The sequence below is a fragment of the Streptomyces huiliensis genome (assembly GCF_020037025.1).
Classification (GTDB): Bacteria; Actinomycetota; Actinomycetes; order Streptomycetales; family Streptomycetaceae; genus Streptomyces; species Streptomyces huiliensis.
On sequence record NZ_JAIQLH010000036.1, the window covers coordinates 40,683 to 59,197 of the forward strand.

The 18,515-nt window shown below is 72.7% G+C and carries 15 protein-coding genes and 1 tRNA gene; 1 reads left to right on the forward strand and 15 read right to left on the reverse strand.

Features of this window, described 5'->3' with window-relative positions; genetic code table 11:
- Nucleotides 1–75 precede the first annotated feature (75 nt).
- From JNW98_RS08065 to JNW98_RS08100, 8 genes are all read right to left on the reverse strand, one after another.
- Nucleotides 76–1,449 carry a GH1 family beta-glucosidase gene (locus JNW98_RS08065; protein WP_223767405.1) on the reverse strand — a complete coding sequence of 458 codons (1,374 nt, stop codon included), beginning with the start codon at nt 1,447–1,449 and terminating at the stop codon, nt 76–78.
- 52 nt (nt 1,450–1,501) lie between these two features.
- Complete coding sequence (locus JNW98_RS08070; protein ID WP_223767406.1) at nt 1,502–2,353, reverse strand: carbohydrate ABC transporter permease; 852 nt, start codon at nt 2,351–2,353, stop codon at nt 1,502–1,504.
- A gap of 9 nt (nt 2,354–2,362) precedes the next feature.
- The gene (locus tag JNW98_RS08075) at nt 2,363–3,364 is read right to left on the reverse strand and encodes a carbohydrate ABC transporter permease (RefSeq protein WP_223767407.1); all 1,002 of its coding nucleotides are present in this window, start codon (nt 3,362–3,364) and stop codon (nt 2,363–2,365) included.
- A complete protein-coding gene (locus JNW98_RS08080) occupies nt 3,361–4,665 on the reverse strand; it encodes an ABC transporter substrate-binding protein (protein ID WP_223767408.1) in 1,305 nt (434 codons plus the stop codon). The genes JNW98_RS08075 and JNW98_RS08080 overlap by 4 nt, the downstream gene beginning before the upstream one ends.
- Nucleotides 4,666–4,991: 326 nt before the next feature.
- A tRNA-His gene (locus JNW98_RS08085) sits at nt 4,992–5,064 on the reverse strand.
- Nucleotides 5,065–5,205: 141 nt separating this feature from the next.
- Nucleotides 5,206–5,811, reverse strand: coding sequence for an oligoribonuclease (gene orn / locus JNW98_RS08090; RefSeq protein ID WP_223767409.1), 606 nt, complete (start codon nt 5,809–5,811; stop codon nt 5,206–5,208).
- A 5-nt stretch (nt 5,812–5,816) separates the two neighbouring features.
- A complete protein-coding gene (locus JNW98_RS08095) occupies nt 5,817–7,169 on the reverse strand; it encodes a GlxA family transcriptional regulator (RefSeq protein WP_223767410.1) in 1,353 nt (450 codons plus the stop codon).
- A 367-nt stretch (nt 7,170–7,536) separates the two neighbouring features.
- Nucleotides 7,537–7,992, reverse strand: a complete 456-nt coding sequence (locus JNW98_RS08100) for a hypothetical protein (RefSeq protein ID WP_223767411.1) — start codon at nt 7,990–7,992, stop codon at nt 7,537–7,539.
- Nucleotides 7,993–8,462: 470 nt separating this feature from the next.
- On the opposite strand from JNW98_RS08100, the gene JNW98_RS08105 reads away from it, so the two are divergent.
- Nucleotides 8,463–8,984: a universal stress protein gene (locus JNW98_RS08105; RefSeq protein ID WP_185946061.1), complete on the forward strand. Its 522-nt coding sequence runs from the start codon at nt 8,463–8,465 to the stop codon at nt 8,982–8,984.
- A 105-nt stretch (nt 8,985–9,089) separates the two neighbouring features.
- Here JNW98_RS08105 and glmS read toward each other — a convergent pair whose 3' ends face one another.
- The 7 genes from glmS to JNW98_RS08140 all read right to left on the reverse strand — a co-directional run bounded on the left by glmS (nt 9,090) and on the right by JNW98_RS08140 (nt 18,401).
- On the reverse strand, nt 9,090–10,910 hold the full coding sequence (glmS, locus tag JNW98_RS08110; protein ID WP_223767412.1) for a glutamine--fructose-6-phosphate transaminase (isomerizing): 1,821 nt from the start codon (nt 10,908–10,910) through the stop codon (nt 9,090–9,092).
- A 101-nt stretch (nt 10,911–11,011) separates the two neighbouring features.
- The gene (locus JNW98_RS08115) at nt 11,012–11,287 is read right to left on the reverse strand and encodes a hypothetical protein (protein WP_185946059.1); all 276 of its coding nucleotides are present in this window, start codon (nt 11,285–11,287) and stop codon (nt 11,012–11,014) included.
- Between the two features lie 87 nt (nt 11,288–11,374).
- Nucleotides 11,375–12,265 (reverse strand): DUF4429 domain-containing protein, encoded by an 891-nt coding sequence (locus tag JNW98_RS08120; RefSeq protein ID WP_223767413.1) that lies wholly within the window; start codon nt 12,263–12,265, stop codon nt 11,375–11,377.
- 117 nt (nt 12,266–12,382) lie between these two features.
- Nucleotides 12,383–13,543 (reverse strand): acyl-CoA dehydrogenase family protein, encoded by a 1,161-nt coding sequence (locus tag JNW98_RS08125; protein ID WP_223767452.1) that lies wholly within the window; start codon nt 13,541–13,543, stop codon nt 12,383–12,385.
- A 6-nt stretch (nt 13,544–13,549) separates the two neighbouring features.
- Complete coding sequence (locus tag JNW98_RS08130; RefSeq protein WP_223767414.1) at nt 13,550–14,491, reverse strand: hydroxymethylglutaryl-CoA lyase; 942 nt, start codon at nt 14,489–14,491, stop codon at nt 13,550–13,552.
- The gene (locus JNW98_RS08135) at nt 14,488–16,746 is read right to left on the reverse strand and encodes an acetyl/propionyl/methylcrotonyl-CoA carboxylase subunit alpha (RefSeq protein ID WP_223767415.1); all 2,259 of its coding nucleotides are present in this window, start codon (nt 16,744–16,746) and stop codon (nt 14,488–14,490) included. Before JNW98_RS08135 ends, JNW98_RS08130 begins: the two co-directional genes overlap by 4 nt.
- 23 nt (nt 16,747–16,769) lie before the next feature.
- Nucleotides 16,770–18,401: a carboxyl transferase domain-containing protein gene (locus tag JNW98_RS08140; protein WP_223767416.1), complete on the reverse strand. Its 1,632-nt coding sequence runs from the start codon at nt 18,399–18,401 to the stop codon at nt 16,770–16,772.
- Nucleotides 18,402–18,515: the final 114 nt, after the last annotated feature.

Consider the following 18,515-nt stretch of genomic DNA (forward strand, 5'->3'; position numbering starts at 1 on the left):
CCAGACCCCCTTGTCGCGGCTCCGCCGCTCGTCCTCAAACGCCGGACGGGCTGGATAGCCCGCCCCGGGGCGAACTCACCTCACCCGCCCACCCCGCACCACCCCCCGATACCACTCACCACTCCCCTTCACCGTCCGCGACAACGTCGCGTAATCGACGTACACGATCCCGAACCGCTTGCTGTACCCGTACGCCCACTCGAAGTTGTCGAGCAACGACCACACGAAGTACCCCCACACATCCGCCCCGTCCCCCAACGCCCGCAGGACGGCGTTGAGATGCCCGCGCAGGTAGGCGATGCGGTCGAGATCGCGCACGGCCCCCCGGCCGTCCAACGCGTCGTCGTACGCCGCGCCGTTCTCGGAGACGGCGAGCGGGAGGCCGGGGGCCTCGCGGGTGAAGTGCAGGAGGAGGTCGTAGAGGCCGCTCGGGTCGACGGTCCAGTCCATGGCCGTGCGGGGCCCCGGCGGCTGGTGGAAGGCGACGCCTTGGGCGCCGGGGTAGGGCGAAGGCGCAGGTGAGGGGCGGTTGTCAGTGGCGGCTGATACAACGGACGGCGTGTAGTAGTTGATGCCGAGCCAGTCCAGGGGGTGCTTGATGACGGAGGTGTCGCCGTCGCGGACGAACGACCAGTCCGTGATCCCGGCCGTGTCGTCGATCAGGTCGGCGGGGTACGCGCCGTGGAGCATGGGCCCGGTGAAGATACGGGTGGAGAGCGCGTCGATACGCCGCTGAGCGTCCAGGTCGGCGGGTGACCGGGTGCGGGCCCGGACGGCGTTCGGGTTGAGGACGACCGCGACGCGCGCCCGGCGCGGCAGGACGGCGCGGAGCGCCTGGGCGCCCAGCCCGTGGGCGAGGTTGAGGTGGTGCGCGGCCCGCAGGGCGGCGGCGTCGTCGGTGCGGCCGGGGGCGTGCACCCCCGAGGCGTAGCCCAGGAAGGCGCTGCACCAGGGCTCGTTGAGGGTGGCCCAGGAGTCGACCCGGTCGCCCAGCGCCCGGGCGACGAGTTCGGCGTAGTCGGCGAACCGGTACGCGGTCTCGCGGGCCGGCCAGCCGCCCGCCGTCTCCAGCTCCTGGGGCAGGTCCCAGTGGTAGAGGGTCAGGACGGGCTTGATGCCGTGGGCGAGGAGCTCGTCGGCGAGCCGGCGGTAGAAGTCGAGGCCGCGGGGGGAGGCGGGCCCGCTGCCGGTGGGCTGGACGCGGGGCCAGGAGACGGAGAAGCGGTAGGCGCCCAGGCCGAGGTCGGACATCAGGCGGACGTCCTCGGCGTACCGGTGGTAGTGGTCGGTGGCCGTGTCGCCGGTGTCGCCGTTCAGCACCTTGCCGGGTGTGCGGCTGAAGGTGTCCCAGATGGAAGGGGTGCGGCCGTCCTCGCGGACCGCGCCCTCCACCTGGTACGCGGCGGTCGCGGCGCCCCAGACGAAGCCGGGAGGGAAGGTCGTGGGCATGAACACGCTCCGAAGGGGAGGGAGTGGGGAGATGACGGAGTCGGCACGGGGGTCAGCCCTTGACCGCGCCGCGCATGATGCCGCCGACGATGTGCCGTCCGAACAGGGCGAGGACGAGCAGCAGCGGCAGCGTGCCGAGCAGTGCCCCGGCCATCACGACGGCCTGGTCGGGCACGTAGCCGCGGCCGAGGCCGGTGAGGGCCACCTGGACGGTCGGGTTGTCCTGGGTCAGCGCGATCACCGGCCAGAAGAAGTCGTTCCAGGACTGGACGAAGGAGAGCATCCCGAGCACCGCCATCGCCGGCCGGGCGACCGGGAGGACGACGTGCCGGACGACGCGCAGGCTGTTCGCGCCGTCGATCCGGGCGGCCTCGATCAGCTCGGTGGGCAGCGCCTCCACGAGGTACTGCCGCATGAAGAACACGCCGAACGCGCTGACCAGAGTGGGCAGCACCACCGTCGGCAGCCGGTCGGTCCAGCCCAGCTCCGCGACGACCATGAACAAGGGGACGACGGAGAGCTGCGGGGGCACCATCATCGTGCCGATCACCACCGCCAGCAGGGCGTTCCGCCCCCGGAACCGCAGTTTGGCGAAGGCGAAGCCGGCGAGGGTGCAGAAGAGGACGGTGCCCAGGGCGACACTGCCGGCGACCAGGGTGGTGTTGAGCAGGGCCAGGCCCAGGTTGGCGTCGCTCCACGCGATGCCCAGGTTGTGCGCGAGGTTGCCGCCGAACCGGAGGGGCGGCGGAGTGTGTGCCAGCCGGGTGTTGTCGTGCGAGGCGGCGACGGCCGTCCAGACCAGGGGCAGGACCGAGAGTGCGGTGAAGAGGCCGAGCGCGGTGTAGCCGAACGGTCCGGTGCGCGGGCGTCCGCCGGCCGGTGTGGGAGTGACGGGGGCGGGCACGGCGGCTCCTCAGTGGTCCGTGCGCAGCAGGCGGGCGAGCAGCCCACCCACGGCGGCGACCAGCAGCAGGATCAGGAACATGGCCCAGGCCACGGCGGAGGCCCGGCCCAGGTGGAAGCCGAACCACCCCTGCTCGTACAGGTAGAGGCCCAGGGTCTGGAACTGGTGCGAGGCCCCGCCCTTCTGCCCGGCCGCCCCGCCGAACAGCAGCGGCTCGCCGAACAGCTGCGTCGCCCCGATCGTCGAGACGACGACGGTGAACAGGATCGTCGGCCGCAGCGACGGCACGGTGACGTGCGCGAACTGGCGCACCCGCGAGGCGCCGTCCAGCGCCGCCGACTCGTACAGCTCGTCGGGGATCGCCTGCATCGCGGCCAGGTAGATCAGCGCGTTGTAGCCCGTCCACCGCCACACGACGATCGAGGAGACGGCGAGCCGCGAGCTCCACGTGCCGTTCTGCCAGTCCACCGGGTCGACCCCGGCCAGCCCCAGCACCCAGTTGACCAGCCCGTAGTCCCGGCCGTAGAGGAGGACGAAGACCAGGGTGGCGGCGGCGACGGAGGTGGCGTACGGGGTGAGCAGGGCGACGCGCCAGAAGGTGGCGGCCCGCAGCCGCTGGTGCAGCAGGTGGGCGAGAGCGAGCGCCATGAGGAGCTGGGGGACGGTCGAGAGCACGCCGATGGTGAAGGTGTTGCCCAGCGCGTTCCAGAAGAACTCGTCGTGCAGCAGCCGGAGGTAGTTGCGCGCCCCGGCCCACTCCGGCCGGTTCATGTCCGTGAGTTCGAGCCGGTGCAGTGAGGCCCAGCCGGTCCAGAGGAGGGGGAAGAGACCGAATGCGGAGAAGAACAGGAAGAACGGCGCCACGAACGCGTACGGGCTCCAGCGCACGTCCCACCGGTGACGGCGGACGCGCCGGGCGGCACCGCGGTCGCGGGCGGGCGGGGTGCGCGCCGGGCCCGGGGCCGGCTCCGCGTCCGGCTCCTCGACGGTGGTGGGCGACGCGGCGGTCATTCGTCCACCGCGTTGTGGATCTCCTTCTGGGCCGCCGCCCAGGCCGCCCGCGGGTCCCTGCCCTGCTGCTCGACCTGCGGGATGCCGACGTCGGTGAAGGCGGTGCCGATCTGCTGCTCGTGCGGCCCGATCACCAGCGTGGGCGCGTCCACGGCGGCCCGGGCGAAGATCCGCGCGACGGGCGCGTCCCCGAAGTAGGGGTTCCGCGCGTCCCGCAGCTCCGGCATGCCGTACGAGGCGGGGGTGGAGGGGAAGCTCGACTGCCGGGCGAAGAGCTTCGCCTGCTGCGCGGGCGCGGTCAGCCAGACGGCGAGCGCCACGGCCTCCGCCCGGTGCCGGGCGGCCGTCGGCACGGTGAGGAAGGAGCCGCCCCAGCTGGCCGGCCGGGGCGCCGCCGCCACGTCCCAGCGGCCGCGGCCCGCGTCCCCCGACTTCTCCTTGATGTAGCCGAGCATCCACGGCGGGCAGGCGACGGTGGCGAAGCGGCCGTTCGCGTACGCCTGGTCCCAGGGCTTCTCGAACTGCCTCAGCCGCGCGGTCAGCCCCTCGCGGGCCGCCCGCACCGCCAGGTCCCAGGCCGTCCGGAGGGCGGGGCCGCCGGCGTGGAGCGGGCGGCCGGACCGGTCGTAGTAGCGCTCGGGATAGCCGTGGATGGCGGCGTTGTAGACGCCCGCGGCCGAGTCGGTGAAGACCGTGCCCGCCGGGGCCCGCTTCCGGTAGGCGCGGCCGACGTCGAGGTACTTCCGCCAGTCGCCGGCCCACAGCCGGCCGACGGCCTCCCGGTCCGTGGGCAGTCCGGCCCGGCGGAAGAGGTCCTTGCGGTAGCAGACGGCGATCGGCCCGATGTCCGTGCCGAGCCCGACCGTCCGGCCGTCGGGGGCGGTGGCCTGTGCCCACTTCCACCCGAGCCAGTCCGTCCGGCGCACGCCCGCCGCCCGGCCCAGGTCCGCCAGCCGCCGGCCCTGGCCCGCCGCCAGGTCGTGCACGGTGCCGACCTCGACGGCCTGGACGTCCGCCAGCCCGCTGCCGGTCACCAGGTGCGTCAGGAACTGCGGGAAGTAGGTGTCGCTCCGCTCGATCACGTTCTCCTTGATCCGGATCCCCGGGTGCAGCCGCTCGTACTCGGCGTACAGGCCGGCCTGCCGGTAGCCGAAGACCCCGAAGGTGCCGACGGAGAGCGTGGTCCGCCCGTCGTCCTCGGCCGCGCAGCCGGTGAGCGCCGCGGCCAGGAGCACAGCGGAGGCCAGGACCGCCCGTAGCCTCCGGGCCCGGGGGCGCCGTCCGTGCGTGCCGCCGCGCATGCCTCCTCCTGGTGCCGTGGCCGGGCCGGGAACCCCGCCTCGCGGCCGGCCCGCCAAGGGGCGTGCCGGACCGGAGTATTGGGCGATTCCGGGCTGCCCCGAGACTTGCCGCAACCTGGCGTAGTGTCAAGGACGCGCTGCGTGACGTGACGTGGGGGGTGAAAGGGAGGGGAGTGACGTCTTCGGCGTGTCGTGGCCGTGGCGCGGCGGGAGCCCGCAGGGACTGACGGCCATTCGGGCGCTGGTGCGAGTGCGGGCGCAGATGCAGGCAGGGAAACGCCGAAGGCCCCGACCCGGTTTCCCAGATCAGGGCCTTCGGCTCTGAGGGTGAGTAACGGGACTCGAACCCGCGACATCCTGGACCACAACCAGGTGCTCTACCAGCTGAGCTATACCCACCATGTCCGGCGTTTGTTTCCGTGTTTCCCACCGGCCGAGAAGAAGTCTACAGGGTCCGGAGGGGTGCTCGCTCCCGGCTTTCGCCGTGCCGGGAGCGAGCTGCGTCACTCTGCCGGAGCCCCTGTCGGGATCCCGACCGAACTACGACTGAACAGGAAGGACGTGCTTGGCCGCGATCGTCTTCGCCGTGTCGGAGTCCGGGCCGGGCTGCGGCACGAAGATCGCCTCGCGGTAGTAGCGGAGCTCGGCGATCGACTCGCGGATGTCGGCGAGGGCCCGGTGGTTGCCGGCCTTCTTCGGGCTGGCGAAGTAGGCCCGGGGGAACCAGCGCCGGGACAGCTCCTTCACCGACGAGACGTCGACGATGCGGTAGTGCAGGTGCTTCTCCAGCTCCGGCATGTCCCGCAGCAGGAAGCCGCGGTCGGTGCCGACCGAGTTTCCGCACAGCGGGGCCTTGCCCGGCTCCGGGACGTACTCGCGGATGTACGCCAGGACCTGCCGCTCCGCTTCCTCGAGCGTCGTCCCGCCGTCCAGTTCGTCGAGCAGCCCGGAAGCCGTGTGCATCTGGCGCACCACCTCGGGCATGGTGGTCAGGGCCTCGGCGGGCGGGCGGATGACGATGTCCACACCGTCGCCGAGGATGTTCAGCTCGGAGTCGGTGACCAGGGCGGCCACCTCGATGAGCGCGTCGGTCGACAGCGAGAGCCCGGTCATCTCGCAGTCGATCCACACCATGCGATCGTTCATGGAACTCACCCTACGGGGCGTTCCCGCTGGCCGGGCAGGTGCGGGCTGTACAGGTCGGTATCCGGCTTGCCCGGTTCCACGGCACCGGGGCCGTGGCCGAACCCGGCGTTCCCGGGTCCGTAGGGCACCCCGTGGCCGGGATGCCCGCCGTGCCCGCCGGGGTGCGGCGGACCGCCGAGCGGACCGGCCGTGGCGTGCGCGGCGGCCAGCGCCGTCCGTCTCAGTCCGACGACCGACGGCTCCCCGGACCGGGGCTCCATCGGCTCCGGACCGCCGAAGCGGTCACCCCGCCCGTCCCGGTCCGGCCGCTCGGGGCGCTCCGGCCGGCCGTCGGGGCCGCCCTGGGGCCGCCGCGCCCGGTAGGCCGCCCGGTACGCGGCCGGGGAGGACCCCAGCTGCCGCCGGAAGTGGCCGCGCAGGGCGACGGGCGAACGGAAACCGCAGCGCCCGGCGACCTCGTCCACGGAGTAGTCGGACGTCTCCAGCAGCCGCTGCGCCTGGAGCACCCGCTGGGTGATCAGCCACTGGAGCGGCGCGCTGCCGGTGAGCGAACGGAACCGGCGGTCGAAGGTGCGGCGGCTCATGTAGGCGCGGGCGGCCAGGGTCTCCACGTCGAACTGCTCGTGGAGGTGCTCCAGCGCCCAGGCGACGACCTCGGCGAGCGGGTCGGCGCCGATCTCCTCCGGTAAAGACCGGTCGAGGTAGCGCTCCTGGCCGCCACTGCGGCGCGGCGGTACGACGAGGCGTCGGGCGAGCGCCCCGGCGGCGTCCGCGCCGTGGTCGGTGCGGACGATGTGCAGGCACAGGTCGATGCCGGCCGCGGTGCCCGCGGAGGTCAGGACGTCACCGTCGTCGACGAAGAGCTCCCGTGGGTCCACGTGGACCGAGGGGTAGCGCTTGGCGAGCGTCGGCGCGTACATCCAGTGGGTGGTGGCGGGTCTGCCGTCGAGCAGGCCCGCGGCGGCCAGTACGAACGCACCGGTGCACAGCCCGACGATGCGGGCGCCTTCCTCGTGGGCGCGGCGCAGTGCGTCGAGGGCGGCGGGTGGCGGTGGCTGGGTGATGGACCGCCAGGCCGGTACGACGACGGTGCCGGCCCTGGAGAGCGCCTCCAGGCCGTACGGCGCGGTCAGTTCCAGACCGCCGGTCGTTCGCAATGGCACATCTTCGCCCGCGCAGACGAGCAGGCGATAACGGGGAACCCCGGCGTCCTGCCGGTCGATCCCGAATACGGAGAGCGGAATGGAGCTTTCGAAGATCGGGCCGCCGCTGAAAAGCAAAACGGCGACGATCTCCCGGCGGCGGCGTCCGGAGAGCTTGCGCACGGTCTCCGGTACGGTCGTGGAGTCCTGGCTCATGGCGCTAAGCCCCCCTCGGCGGTCGAGTCCTCTCGGTCCTGCACGTTTCCCCTCGGTCCTGAACGGTTCCCCCGCCGGTCATGGCCAAGATCGAATCTACTGGGTCGGATGTCGTCGTGGTGACCAGTTCACCATCCGGCTCTATGTCGACATGACAACTTGGCGCGAAGCGTTCGATCACGAAGCGTTGCACTTGCAGGCCCTGCTGAAAAGTACGCCTCTCGGCTCTGCCCCAGCGTCGTAGGGATCAACCGCCCTCAGCGGTCCTTTCCTTGCTGGTCGCCCGGCTGTTGGGGGCTGGTCAGGCCAAGCGAGGGCCATCGGCCTGAAGTTGGCCGAAAACATACGGGTGTCGTCGTACAAAAAATCAGTCGACGTACGTACTGGTGCCCGGATGGCGTGCGCCGCGGTGCGTACCGGTACCCGTGCGGCCGTGCCGGCCGCGGTGCGGGGCGGCGGGTGCGCCGGTCGGTTCGAGGGCCCGTCCGGGCCCTCCGTCGGGGGTCTCCTCGCGGCCCGCTTCGAGGGCGCCGGCCGTCCGCCCGCCTCGGATCGCCCGGGCGCCCCCGCCGCCTCGGCCGACGGCCCGCGGGGCCCGCCCGGCGGCCCGTTCGGAGCGGCGGAGCAGGGCGTGGCAGGCGCAGGTGACCGCCACGAGGCCGGCGGCGCTGCCGGCCGCCCCGCCGAAGGAACGGCCGCACATCAGCAGGACGACGGGGACCAGGGCGCAGCTGAACGCCGCCCAGCGCACGACGTCGCTCACCGGATCGGGCGATTCCCGGTCGGGTTCTGCGGCGTGGGCGTCGTCGCGGGTTCCGGGCACGGAGCGGCTCCCTGGTGGCGGCTGCTGGCGGTAGTACAACGCCGGTCCGGCGTGTGGGTCACTCGGCGAACGGGCAGGGGTAGGGACACACGGGGCATTGCGCTGGGGGCAGCCCTCGTGCATGCTCCGGGGAACGCTCACCCGTCAGCCGTCACACCCGTCGAGGGGACACCGCGTGTCGCACCCGTCGTCCGGACGTCCGCCCCTCGGGGGTGGCCGTCGCAGGCGGGTGACCGCCGGCGTCTTCCGGCCCCGTTCGGCGGGCCGGCCTCTGGGCACCCGGCGGGCGGGGCCGTACCCTGGGGGGTAAGTCCTTGAAAAGATGAATCCCGGACGGATTTTTGTCGCCGTACTGACATCCCCGCGGCTCCGCGGTGTCCCGTACGGCGGGAATTGTCCCTTCAGTCCGCCGAGCCCACCGCAGCCCACCGCCGACCCTCCGCAAGAGGACTTCCTTCGCCGAGACACCGATGGCCGGTCACGAATTCTCCGAACCCGCGGACCGCAAGCGGATCGCCGATCAGACGGCGCTTCCCGAAGCGGTGGAAGAAACACGTCATTCCTGCGATCCCGCGTTCCAGCACGGCGTCGTGGTGGGTTTCGACGGCTCCACGTCGAGCGAACGGGCGCTTGCTTATGCAATCGGCATGGCCCGGCGCTCCGGCTCGGGCCTGATCATCGTCCATGTGGCCAACCGGCTGCCGACGACCGTCTGGGCGGGCTGCGAACCGCCGGTCTTCGTGGACGTCCCCGACCACCGCACCGAGGTCCTGGGCCTCGAACTGGCCTGCGCCGACCACCTCTCCGAGGTGCCCTGGATCCTCGTCGAGCGGGGCGGGGACATCTGCCACGAACTGGAGGAGGTCGGGCGGGAGTACGCGGCCGACGCCATCGTGGTGGGCTCCACCCACGGCATCGTCGGCCGGATCTTCGGCTCGGTGGCCGGCCGGCTGGCCCGGCGCGCGCAGCGGCCCGTCGTCGTCATCCCGTAGCGGCCGCCGTCCGCGCTGGGGGGCAACTCCCGTCGCCCGTACCGAAATGACGGAACGCCGGCTCTCCCCACCCGGGAAGAGCCGGCGTTCCGCGTGTCCGGAGGACTACTCGACCGTGACGGACTTCGCCAGGTTGCGCGGCTTGTCGATGTCGCGGCCCATGGCCTTCGCCGTGTAGTACGCGAAGAGCTGGAGCGGGATGCCCATCAGGATCGGGTCCAGCTCGTCCTCGTTCTTCGGCACGACGATGGTGTGGTCGGCCTTCTCCTGCTCCTGGTGCGCGACGGCGAGGATACGGCCGCTGCGGGCCTTGATCTCCTCCAGGGCGGCGCGGTTCTTCTCCAGCAGCTCGTCGTCGGGGACGATCGCGACGGTCGGCATGGCGGGCTCGATCAGGGCCAGCGGGCCGTGCTTGAGCTCCGACGCCGGGTAGGCCTCGGCGTGGATGTACGAGACCTCCTTGAGCTTCAGCGACGCCTCGCGGGCCACCGGGTAGCCCCGGACGCGGCCGATGAACATCATCGACTTGGCGTCGGCGTACTCGGCCGCCAGCTTCTCGATCTCCGCCTCGCTGCCGAGGATCTCCTCGATCTGGCCGGGCAGCTTGCGCAGGCCCTCGATGATCCGCTTGCCGTCGGCGACGGACAGGTCGCGGGTGCGGCCCAGGTGCAGGGCGAGCAGGCCGAAGGAGACCACCATGTTGGTGAAGCACTTGGTGGAGACGACGCAGACCTCCGGGCCGGCGTGCACGTAGATGCCGCCGTCGGTCTCCCGGGCGATGGCCGAGCCGACCACGTTGACCAGGCCGAGGACGCGGGCGCCCTTCCGCTTGAGCTCCTGGACGGCGGCGAGCACGTCGTAGGTCTCACCGGACTGCGACACCGCGATGTAGAGGGTGTCGGGGTCCACGACCGGGTTGCGGTAGCGGAACTCGGACGCCGGCTCGGCGTCGGCGGGGATGCGGGCCAGCTCCTCGATCATCTGGGCGCCGATCTGTCCGGCGTGGTACGAGGTGCCGCAGCCGAGGATCTTCACCCGGCGCACGGCGCGGGCGTCGCGGGCGTCCAGGTTGAGGCCGCCGAGGTGCACGGTGGAGAAGCGGTCGTCGATGCGGCCGCGCAGGGCGCGGTCCACGGCGTCGGCCTGCTCGTGGATCTCCTTGTGCATGTACGTGTCGTGGCCGCCCATGTCGTACGACTCGGCCTCCCACTCCACGGTGGTCGGCTGCGACGAGGTGGTCGAGCCCTCGGTGGTGTAGGTGCGGTAGTCGTCGGCCTTCAGGGTGGCCATCTCGCCGTCGTCCAGGGTGACGACCTGGCGGGTGTGGCTGACCAGGGCGGCGACGTCGGAGGAGACGAACATCTCCTTCTCGCCTATGCCGAGGACGACCGGCGAGCCGTTGCGGGCGACGACGATGCGGTCCGGGAAGTCGGCGTGCAGCACGGCGATGCCGTAGGTGCCCTCGATGTGCCGGACGGCCTCGCGGACCTTCTCCTCCAGCGTGGCGGCCTGCGAGCGGCCGATGAGGTGGGCGAGCACCTCGGTGTCGGTGTCGGAGAGGAACGTCACGCCGTCGGCGGTCAGCTTGGCGCGCAGCTCGGAGGCGTTGTCGATGATGCCGTTGTGGACGACGGCGACCTTCTCGTCGGCGTCCACGTGCGGGTGGGCGTTGACGTCGTTGGGGGCGCCGTGGGTGGCCCAGCGGGTGTGCGCGATGCCGGTGGTGCCGTTGAAGCGCTTGGGGAGGCGGGCCTCCAGCTCGCGGACGCGACCCTTGGCCTTGGCGGTCTTCAGGCCGCCGGCCTTGCCGCTCGCGTGCAGGGCGATGCCCGCGGAGTCGTAGCCGCGGTACTCCAGCCGCTGGAGTCCTTCCAGCAGCAGCGGGGCGACGTCGCGCTTCCCGATGTAACCGACGATTCCGCACATAAGTGATGACCCTCCCTGACAAACGATCGATGATGCCCGCGGGCGGCAGCAGCCGCCGTTTCGCCTTCGCCGGGGACGTGTGTCCCGGCCCCCGGTCCGCCTCAGCCGTAGACGATGCGCCGCAGCTGGCGCAGCGAGAGCGGGGGCGGGGCGACCGCGCGGTGCGGCAGCTCCGCCGCGATCCGCTCGAAGATCTCCGCGTTCGCCAGGCCACCGGACTGCAGTTCGCGGTGGCGGCGGCGGACGAACTCCTCGGCCGTCTCGTCGAAGTACGCCAGGACGTCCAGGACCACCCGGGCGGCCTCGCCGCGCTGGAGCGGCGTGCTGCGCACCAGGTGGTCCACCAGGTCGTCATGGGACATACGGCGTTCGAGCACCCGTCGATACTGAGGGGTATCGGAGCGTTTCGCAAGAATCCTGCCCGATTTCGGGCAAGGGTGGTGGTGAAATGTTGATCGTTTTGCTTAGAAACGCTGGAGTATGGCCTGTTTCGCCGCGGCGAACTCCTCGTCGGTGAGGATGCCGGAGCGGTGCAGCTCGCCCAGCTCCCGCAGCCGGCGCAGCAGGGTGTCGTGATCGTCGGCCGGCGGCTCGCCGGCCGGGGCCAGGGCGGGCGCGGCGGGCCCGGCGGGGACCGGCACCTCGTGCACCGGGGCGGCCGGGTGCGGCAGCCGGGCCGTGACGGCGGCGCCCAGCAGGGCCATCAGCCCGTCCTTCTTGAACCCGAAGAGCTCGATGGCGTTCGGATCGTGCTTGGCGGGCGTCTTCGTGGGCGCGCCCCGGACGGCGAACCGTAGGTAGCCGTTCTCCAGCCCGATGCTCGGCAGCCACTCCACGGCGGTGATGTCGGCCAGCGGCAGCTCCCGGGGGCCGCCCGACGCCTTGCCGTCGTCGGTGACCCAGTTCCACTCCAGCCGGACCGTCTCGCCGTCGAAGGAGGCGGTGCCGTCCCCGGCGCCGACCGCGAGCGGGACGGCGGGGCCGGGCAGCAGGTAGCGGTCGGCCGGGCCGTCCGGCACCTGCTCCAGCAGCAGGGCGGTACGGACCTCCTCCGCGAAGTACTCGGCGACGCCGGCCCGGTCCGGTTCCGTCTTCAGCTGGTACGGGTCGATGGCGTCCGCCATCCGGCCGCGCGTCACCTGGGAGAGCGGGTCGGCCCCCTCGCGCAGCCGCAGCCGCAGCCGGCCGGCCTTGCGGCCCGGCTCGAAGGCGATGCCCGCCACGGCCTCCAGCGGCACGGTCAGCTCACCCAGCGTCTGGCGGACCAGATGGACCCCGCGCTCCCGGCCCGGGACGATGCGTATCGCGTCCCCGTCGAACGTCCACGTGCCGTCCTTCTGGAAGATCTCTGCCATGGGCGAATTCTCGCAGGCGGGGGACGGTTTGGGCAGGCCGGGCGGGGGCGCGTACGGCGTCCGGGCGCGCGGGCGGCGGATGCCGTACGCGCCGCCCGCCGGCCCGCGCGTCCGGGGTCAGCCCGCCAGCCCCAGCTCCCGGGCGATCAGCATCCGCTGGACCTCGCTGGTGCCCTCGCCGATCTCCAGGATCTTGGCGTCGCGCCACATCCGGGCCACCGGGTACTCGTTCATGAAGCCGTAGCCGCCGTGGATCTGGGTGGCCTCGCGGGCGTTGTCCACCGCGATCTCCGAGGAGTAGAGCTTGGCCAGCGCCGCCTCCTTCTTGAACGGCTCGCCGTGGACCAGCCGGGAGGCCGCGTCCCGCCAGGCGAGGCGGGCGGTGTGGGCGCGCATCTCCATGTCGGCGATCTTGAACTGGATGGCCTGGTTGTCGCCGATCGGCCGGCCGAACGCCCGCCGCGTCCGCGCGTACGTCAGCGACTCGTCGACGCAGCCCTGCGCCAGGCCGGTGGCCAGTGCGGAGATCGCGATCCGGCCCTCGTCGAGGATCCGCAGGAACTGGGCGTAGCCGCGGCCCTCCTCGCCCAGCAGGTTGGCGCGCGGCACCCGGACGTCGGAGAAGGACAGCTCGCGGGTGTCCGAGGCGTTCCAGCCGACCTTGGAGTAGGGGGCCGCGACGGTGAAGCCGGGGGTGCCCGACGGGACGATGATCGAGGAGATCAGCGGCTTGCCGTCCGGCGTGCGGCCGGTGACCGCGGTGACGGTGACCAGGGCGGTGATGTCGGTGCCCGAGTTGGTGATGAAGCACTTGGTGCCGTTGATGACCCACTCGTCCGTGGCCTCGTCCAGCCGGGCGGTGGTACGGGTGCCGCCCGCGTCCGAACCGCACTCCGGCTCGGTCAGGCCGAAGCCGCCCAGCGCCTCGCCGGCGCACAGCCGGGGCAGCCACTCTCGCTTCTGCTCCTCGGTGCCGAAGCGGAAGATCGGCATCGCGCCGAGGGAGACGCCGGCCTCCAAGGTGATCGCCACGGACGAGTCGACGCGGGCCAACTCCTCCAGGGCGATGCCCAGGGCGAGGTAGTCACCGCCCATCCCGCCGTACTCCTCGGGGAAGGGGAGGCCGAAGAGGCCCATGCGGCCCATGTCGCGGACGATCTCGTAGGGGAACTCGTGGCGCTCGTAGAAGTCGCCGATCTTCGGGGCGATCACGTCGTGGGCGAACTCCTCGACGGTGCGCCGGAGTTCCTTGTGCTCGGGGGTGAGGCGGTGGTCCAGCATGGCTCAGGACTCCTGGTGGGAGATGGCGCGGACGGTACGGGACGGGCTCGGCCGTCCCAGGTGGGCGGCCATCCACACGCTTGTGGCGGTGAGCCGGCCGAGGTCGACCCCGGTTTCGATGCCGAGGCCGTGGAGCATCCAGACGAGGTCTTCGGTGGCGAGGTTGCCGGTGGCGCTCTTCGCGTACGGGCAGCCGCCGAGGCCGCCCGCGGAGGCGTCGACGGTGGTCACGCCGTGGCGGAGGGCCGTGAGGGTGTTGGCCAGGGCCTGGCCGTAGGTGTCGTGGAAGTGCACGGCGAGGTGGTCGGTGGGGACGCCCGCCGCGTTGAACGCCGTGAGGAGGGCCGTGACCTGGCCCGGGGTGGCGACGCCGATCGTGTCGCCGAGGCTCAGCTCGTCGCAGCCCAGCTCGTACAGGCGGCGGCCGACGTCCGCGACGCGCTCGATCGGGACCGGGCCTTCCCAGGGGTCCCCGAAGCACATGGAGAGGTAGCCGCGGACCTTCGCGCCCTCGTCCTTCGCCCGGCGGACCACCGGCTCGAACATGGCGAGCGACGCGTCGACCGTGCGGTTGAGGTTGGCCTTGGCGAACGACTCGGTGGCGCTGGCGAAGACCGCGACCTCGCGTGCGCCCAGGGCGAGCGCGCGGTCGAGGCCGCGCTCGTTGGGGACGAGGACGGGGAGGCGGACGCCGATTCCGTCGACGAGGGGCAGGAGCTCCTCGGCGTCGGCCAACTGCGGGACCCACTCGGGGCGGACGAAGCTCGTCGCCTCGATCGTGCGCAGGCCCGCGTCGGCGAGGCGGCGGATGAAGTCCGCCTTCACCTCGACCGGGACGATCGCCTTCTCGTTCTGCAGCCCGTCGCGGGGGCCGACCTCGTGGATCCGGACGCGGTCCGGGAGGGCGGGGTCCCGTACGGGCATGGGCAGGCCGTCGGCCGTCATGCTTCCTCCTGGGCGGCGGGCTGGGCTGCGGGCTCCGCGGCGAGCTCCGTGGCGGGCTGGTCCGGGGTGACGACGGCCAGGACCTGGTCCATGGCGACCGTGCTGCCGGGGGTGACGTCCAGTTCCGTGACCGTGCCGTCGTGGGGGGCGGCGATGACGCGCTCCATCTTCATCGCCTCCACGACGAGCAGGCTCTGGCCGGCGGTGACCGTGTCCCCGACGGCCGCCTTGACGACGGTGACCGTGCCCGGCATGGGCGCCGTGAGCGCTCCGGCGTGCGCGGCGGCGTTCGCGCCCCCGGCGGCTACGGGGTCGTGGTCGAGGACGTGCCAGGTGTCGCCGGCGTGCGCCAGCCACGCTCCGTCGGGGCTGGTGACGAAGGGGGTGGTGCGGCCGTCGAGGTCGAGGGTGAGGCGGTGGGGGCCGGTGCGGAGGAGGCGCGCGCGGCGGGGGGCGCGGTGAGGCGCGCCTGCGGCGGGCTGTTCCCCCACCCCGCCCCTTCCCGAAACCGGGGGCAAGCCCCCGGGCCCCCCGACGCCCTTGCCCTGCTGCGCCGGGCCGCCCGCGGGCTGGCCGCCGGCCGCCGCTGCTCCGGCGGGAGCGCCTGCGGACCGCCCGCCGGCCGCCGTACCCGCGCCGGCCAAGCCGGCCCGCGCCTCCGCGCCCTCCGGCGCGTCCAGCAGCACCTCCGCCCCCGACGCCGTCGCCCGGACCCGGACCGTCACAGGATCCCGCCCCGGAACCCGCAGGTGGTGCGGTGTCCAGGCGGGCTCGCCGCCCAGGCGCCAGGCGTCGGGGACGGAGAAGGGGTCCGTCCAGTCGTCGGGAGCGGCGGCCGGGGCCAAGGCGTCGTGGCGCGCCAGGGCCGCCGTCGCGTACACCTCGTCCGGGACCGTGTCCGTCAGGAGCGACGGGCCGTCGCGGTCGACCAGGCCCGTGTCCAGGTCTCCCGAGACCACCGACGGGTGGGCGAGGAGGCGGCGGAGGAAGCCGGTGTTGGTCTCCAGGCCGAGGATGGTCGTGTCGGCGAGGGCGGCGCGCAGGCGGCGGAGGGCCGTGGCGCGGTCGGGGCCGTACGCGATGACCTTGGCGAGCATCGGGTCGTAGTCCGTGCCGACCTCCGTGCCGGGGAGCAGGCCGGAGTCGACGCGGACGCCGGGGCCCTCCGGTTCGTGGAGCGCGACGATCCTGCCGGCGGACGGGAGGAAGCCGCGGGCCGGGACCTCGGCGCAGATGCGGGCCTCGACGGCGTGGCCGGTGAGCGACACGTCGTCCTGGGCGAAGTCCAGATGCTCGCCCGCCGCCACCCGGAGTTGCCATTCCACCAGGTCCAGGCCCGTGACCAGCTCCGTCACCGGGTGCTCGACCTGGAGGCGGGTGTTCATCTCCATGAAGTAGTAGGCGGACGGGTCGCCGCCGGGGACGATGAACTCGACCGTGCCCGCGCCCGTGTAGCCGCACGACCTGGCCGCCTGGACGGCCGCGGCGCCCATCGCCGCGCGGGTGGCCTCGTCCAGCAGGACGCTCGGCGCCTCCTCGATGATCTTCTGGTGGCGGCGCTGGAGCGAGCACTCGCGCTCGCCGAGGTGGACGACGTTGCCGTGGCCGTCCGCGAGGACCTGGATCTCGATGTGCCGGGGGCGGTCGATCCACCGCTCCACCAGCAGCGTGTCGTCGCCGAAGGAGCCGCGCGCCTCGCGCCGGGCCGCCGCGATCTCCTCGGCGAGCAGCGCCTCGTCGCGGACCAGCCGCATGCCCTTGCCACCGCCCCCGGCGGATGGCTTCAGGAGGACCGGCATGCCGATCTCCCGTGCCGCGTCGGTCAGTTCGGCGTCGGTCAGGCCGCTGCCCGTCGAGCCCGGCACGACCGGGACGCCCGCCGCGCGGACCGTCTCCTTGGCGCGGATCTTGTCGCCCATGAGGTCGATCGCGTCGGCCGGCGGGCCGATGAAGACCAGCCCGGCGTCCGCGCAGGCGCGGGCGAAGGCCGCGTTCTCGGCGAGGAAGCCGTAGCCGGGGTGGACGGCCCGCGCGCCGGACCGCTCGGCGGCGGCCAGCAGCCGTTCGACGGACAGGTAGCTCTCCGCGGCGGAGGCGGGGCCGAGGCGGACGGCCGTGTCGGCCTCGCGGACGTGCCGGGCGTCGGCGTCCGCGTCGCTGTAGACGGCGACCGAGCGGATGCCCAGCTCCCGCAGGGTGCGGATGACGCGGACGGCGATCTCGCCTCGGTTGGCGACCAGGACACTCTCGAACATCGTCGACATCGTCACGTCTCCTCTCACATCCGGAAGACGCCGTAGCCGGGCGCGTTCGGGTCGCGTTCGGGCAGGGGCGCGTTGGCGCAGGCGGTGAGGGCGAGGCCGAGGACCCGGCGGGTCTCCAGCGGGTCGATGACGCCGTCGTCCCACAGCCGGGCGGTCGCGTAGTAGGCGTTGCCCTGGGTCTCGTACTGCTCGCGGACGGGCGCCTTGAACGCCTCCTCGTCGTCCGCGCTCCACTCCTCGCCGCGCGCCTCCAGCTGGTCGCGCTTGACGGTGGCGAGGACGGAGGCGGCCTGTTCGCCGCCCATCACGGAGATCTTGGCGTTGGGCCACATCCACAGGAAGCGGGGCGAGTAGGCCCGGCCGCACATCGAGTAGTTGCCAGCGCCGTACGAGCCGCCGATGACCACCGTCAGCTTGGGGACGCGGGCGCAGGCCACCGCCGTCACCATCTTGGCGCCGTGTTTGGCGATGCCGCCGGCCTCGTACTGCCGGCCGACCATGAAGCCGGAGATGTTCTGGAGGAAGACGAGCGGGATGCCGCGCTGGTCGCAGAGCTCGATGAAGTGGGCGCCCTTCTGGGCGGATTCGGCGAAGAGGATGCCGTTGTTGGCGATGACGCCGACCGGGTGGCCGTGGATCCGGGCGAAGCCGGTCACCAGCGTCTGCCCGAACTCGGCCTTGAACTCGGCGAACCGGGAGCCGTCCACCACCCGCGCGATGACCTCGCGGACGTCATAGGGGGTGCGGGAGTCGACGGGGACGGCGCCGTAGAGGCCGGCCGGATCGACCTTGGGCTCCTCGACGGGCTCCACCCGCCAGGGGAGCGGCCCGCGGTCACCGAGCGTCGAGACGATCGTGCGGACGATCCGCAGCGCGTGCGCGTCGTCCTCCGCGAGGTGGTCGGTGACGCCGGAGACCTTGGAGTGCACCTCGCCGCCGCCCAGCTCCTCGGCGGTGACGACCTCGCCGGTGGCCGCCTTCACCAGCGGCGGGCCGCCGAGGAAGATCGTGCCCTGGTTGCGGACGATCACGGCCTCGTCGCTCATCGCGGGGACGTACGCGCCGCCGGCCGTGCAGGAGCCCAGGACGGCGGCGATCTGCGGGATGCCGGCGCCGGACATCCGGGCCTGGTTGTAGAAGATCCGGCCGAAGTGCTCGCGGTCCGGGAAGACCTCGTCCTGCATCGGCAGGAAGGCACCGCCGGAGTCGACCAGGTAGAGACAGGGGAGCCGGTTCTCCAGGGCGATCTCCTGCGCCCTGAGGTGCTTCTTGACGGTCATCGGGTAGTACGTGCCGCCCTTGACCGTCGCGTCATTGGCGACGATCACCGTCTCGCGGCCCGAGACCCGGCCGATGCCCGCGATCACCCCGGCGGCGGGGGCGGCCCCGCCGTACAGGCCGTCGGCGGCCAGCGGGGCCAGTTCGAGGAAGGGCGAGCCGGGGTCCAGCAGGGCGTCCACCCGGTCCCGGGGGAGCAGCTTGCCCCGCGCGGTGTGCCGGGCGCGGGCGCGCTCGCCGCCGCCCAGCCGGGCCGCCTCCAGCTTCTCGCGCAGCCGTGCGACGAGCTCGCGGTGCGCGGCCTCGTTGCCGCGCCAGCTTTCGGACGTCGGATCCGCGGCGCTGACCAGCGCCGGTGCCTGCTGCATGGACTCGAAGCTCCCTTGCTTCCGTGCCACGTGCGGTGAGTAACCGTTGCGTTGTACAGCCGTTGGTACAGCCGTTGCGGTTAATGAGCGTTAACAGATCCTCTTCAGGTTAAC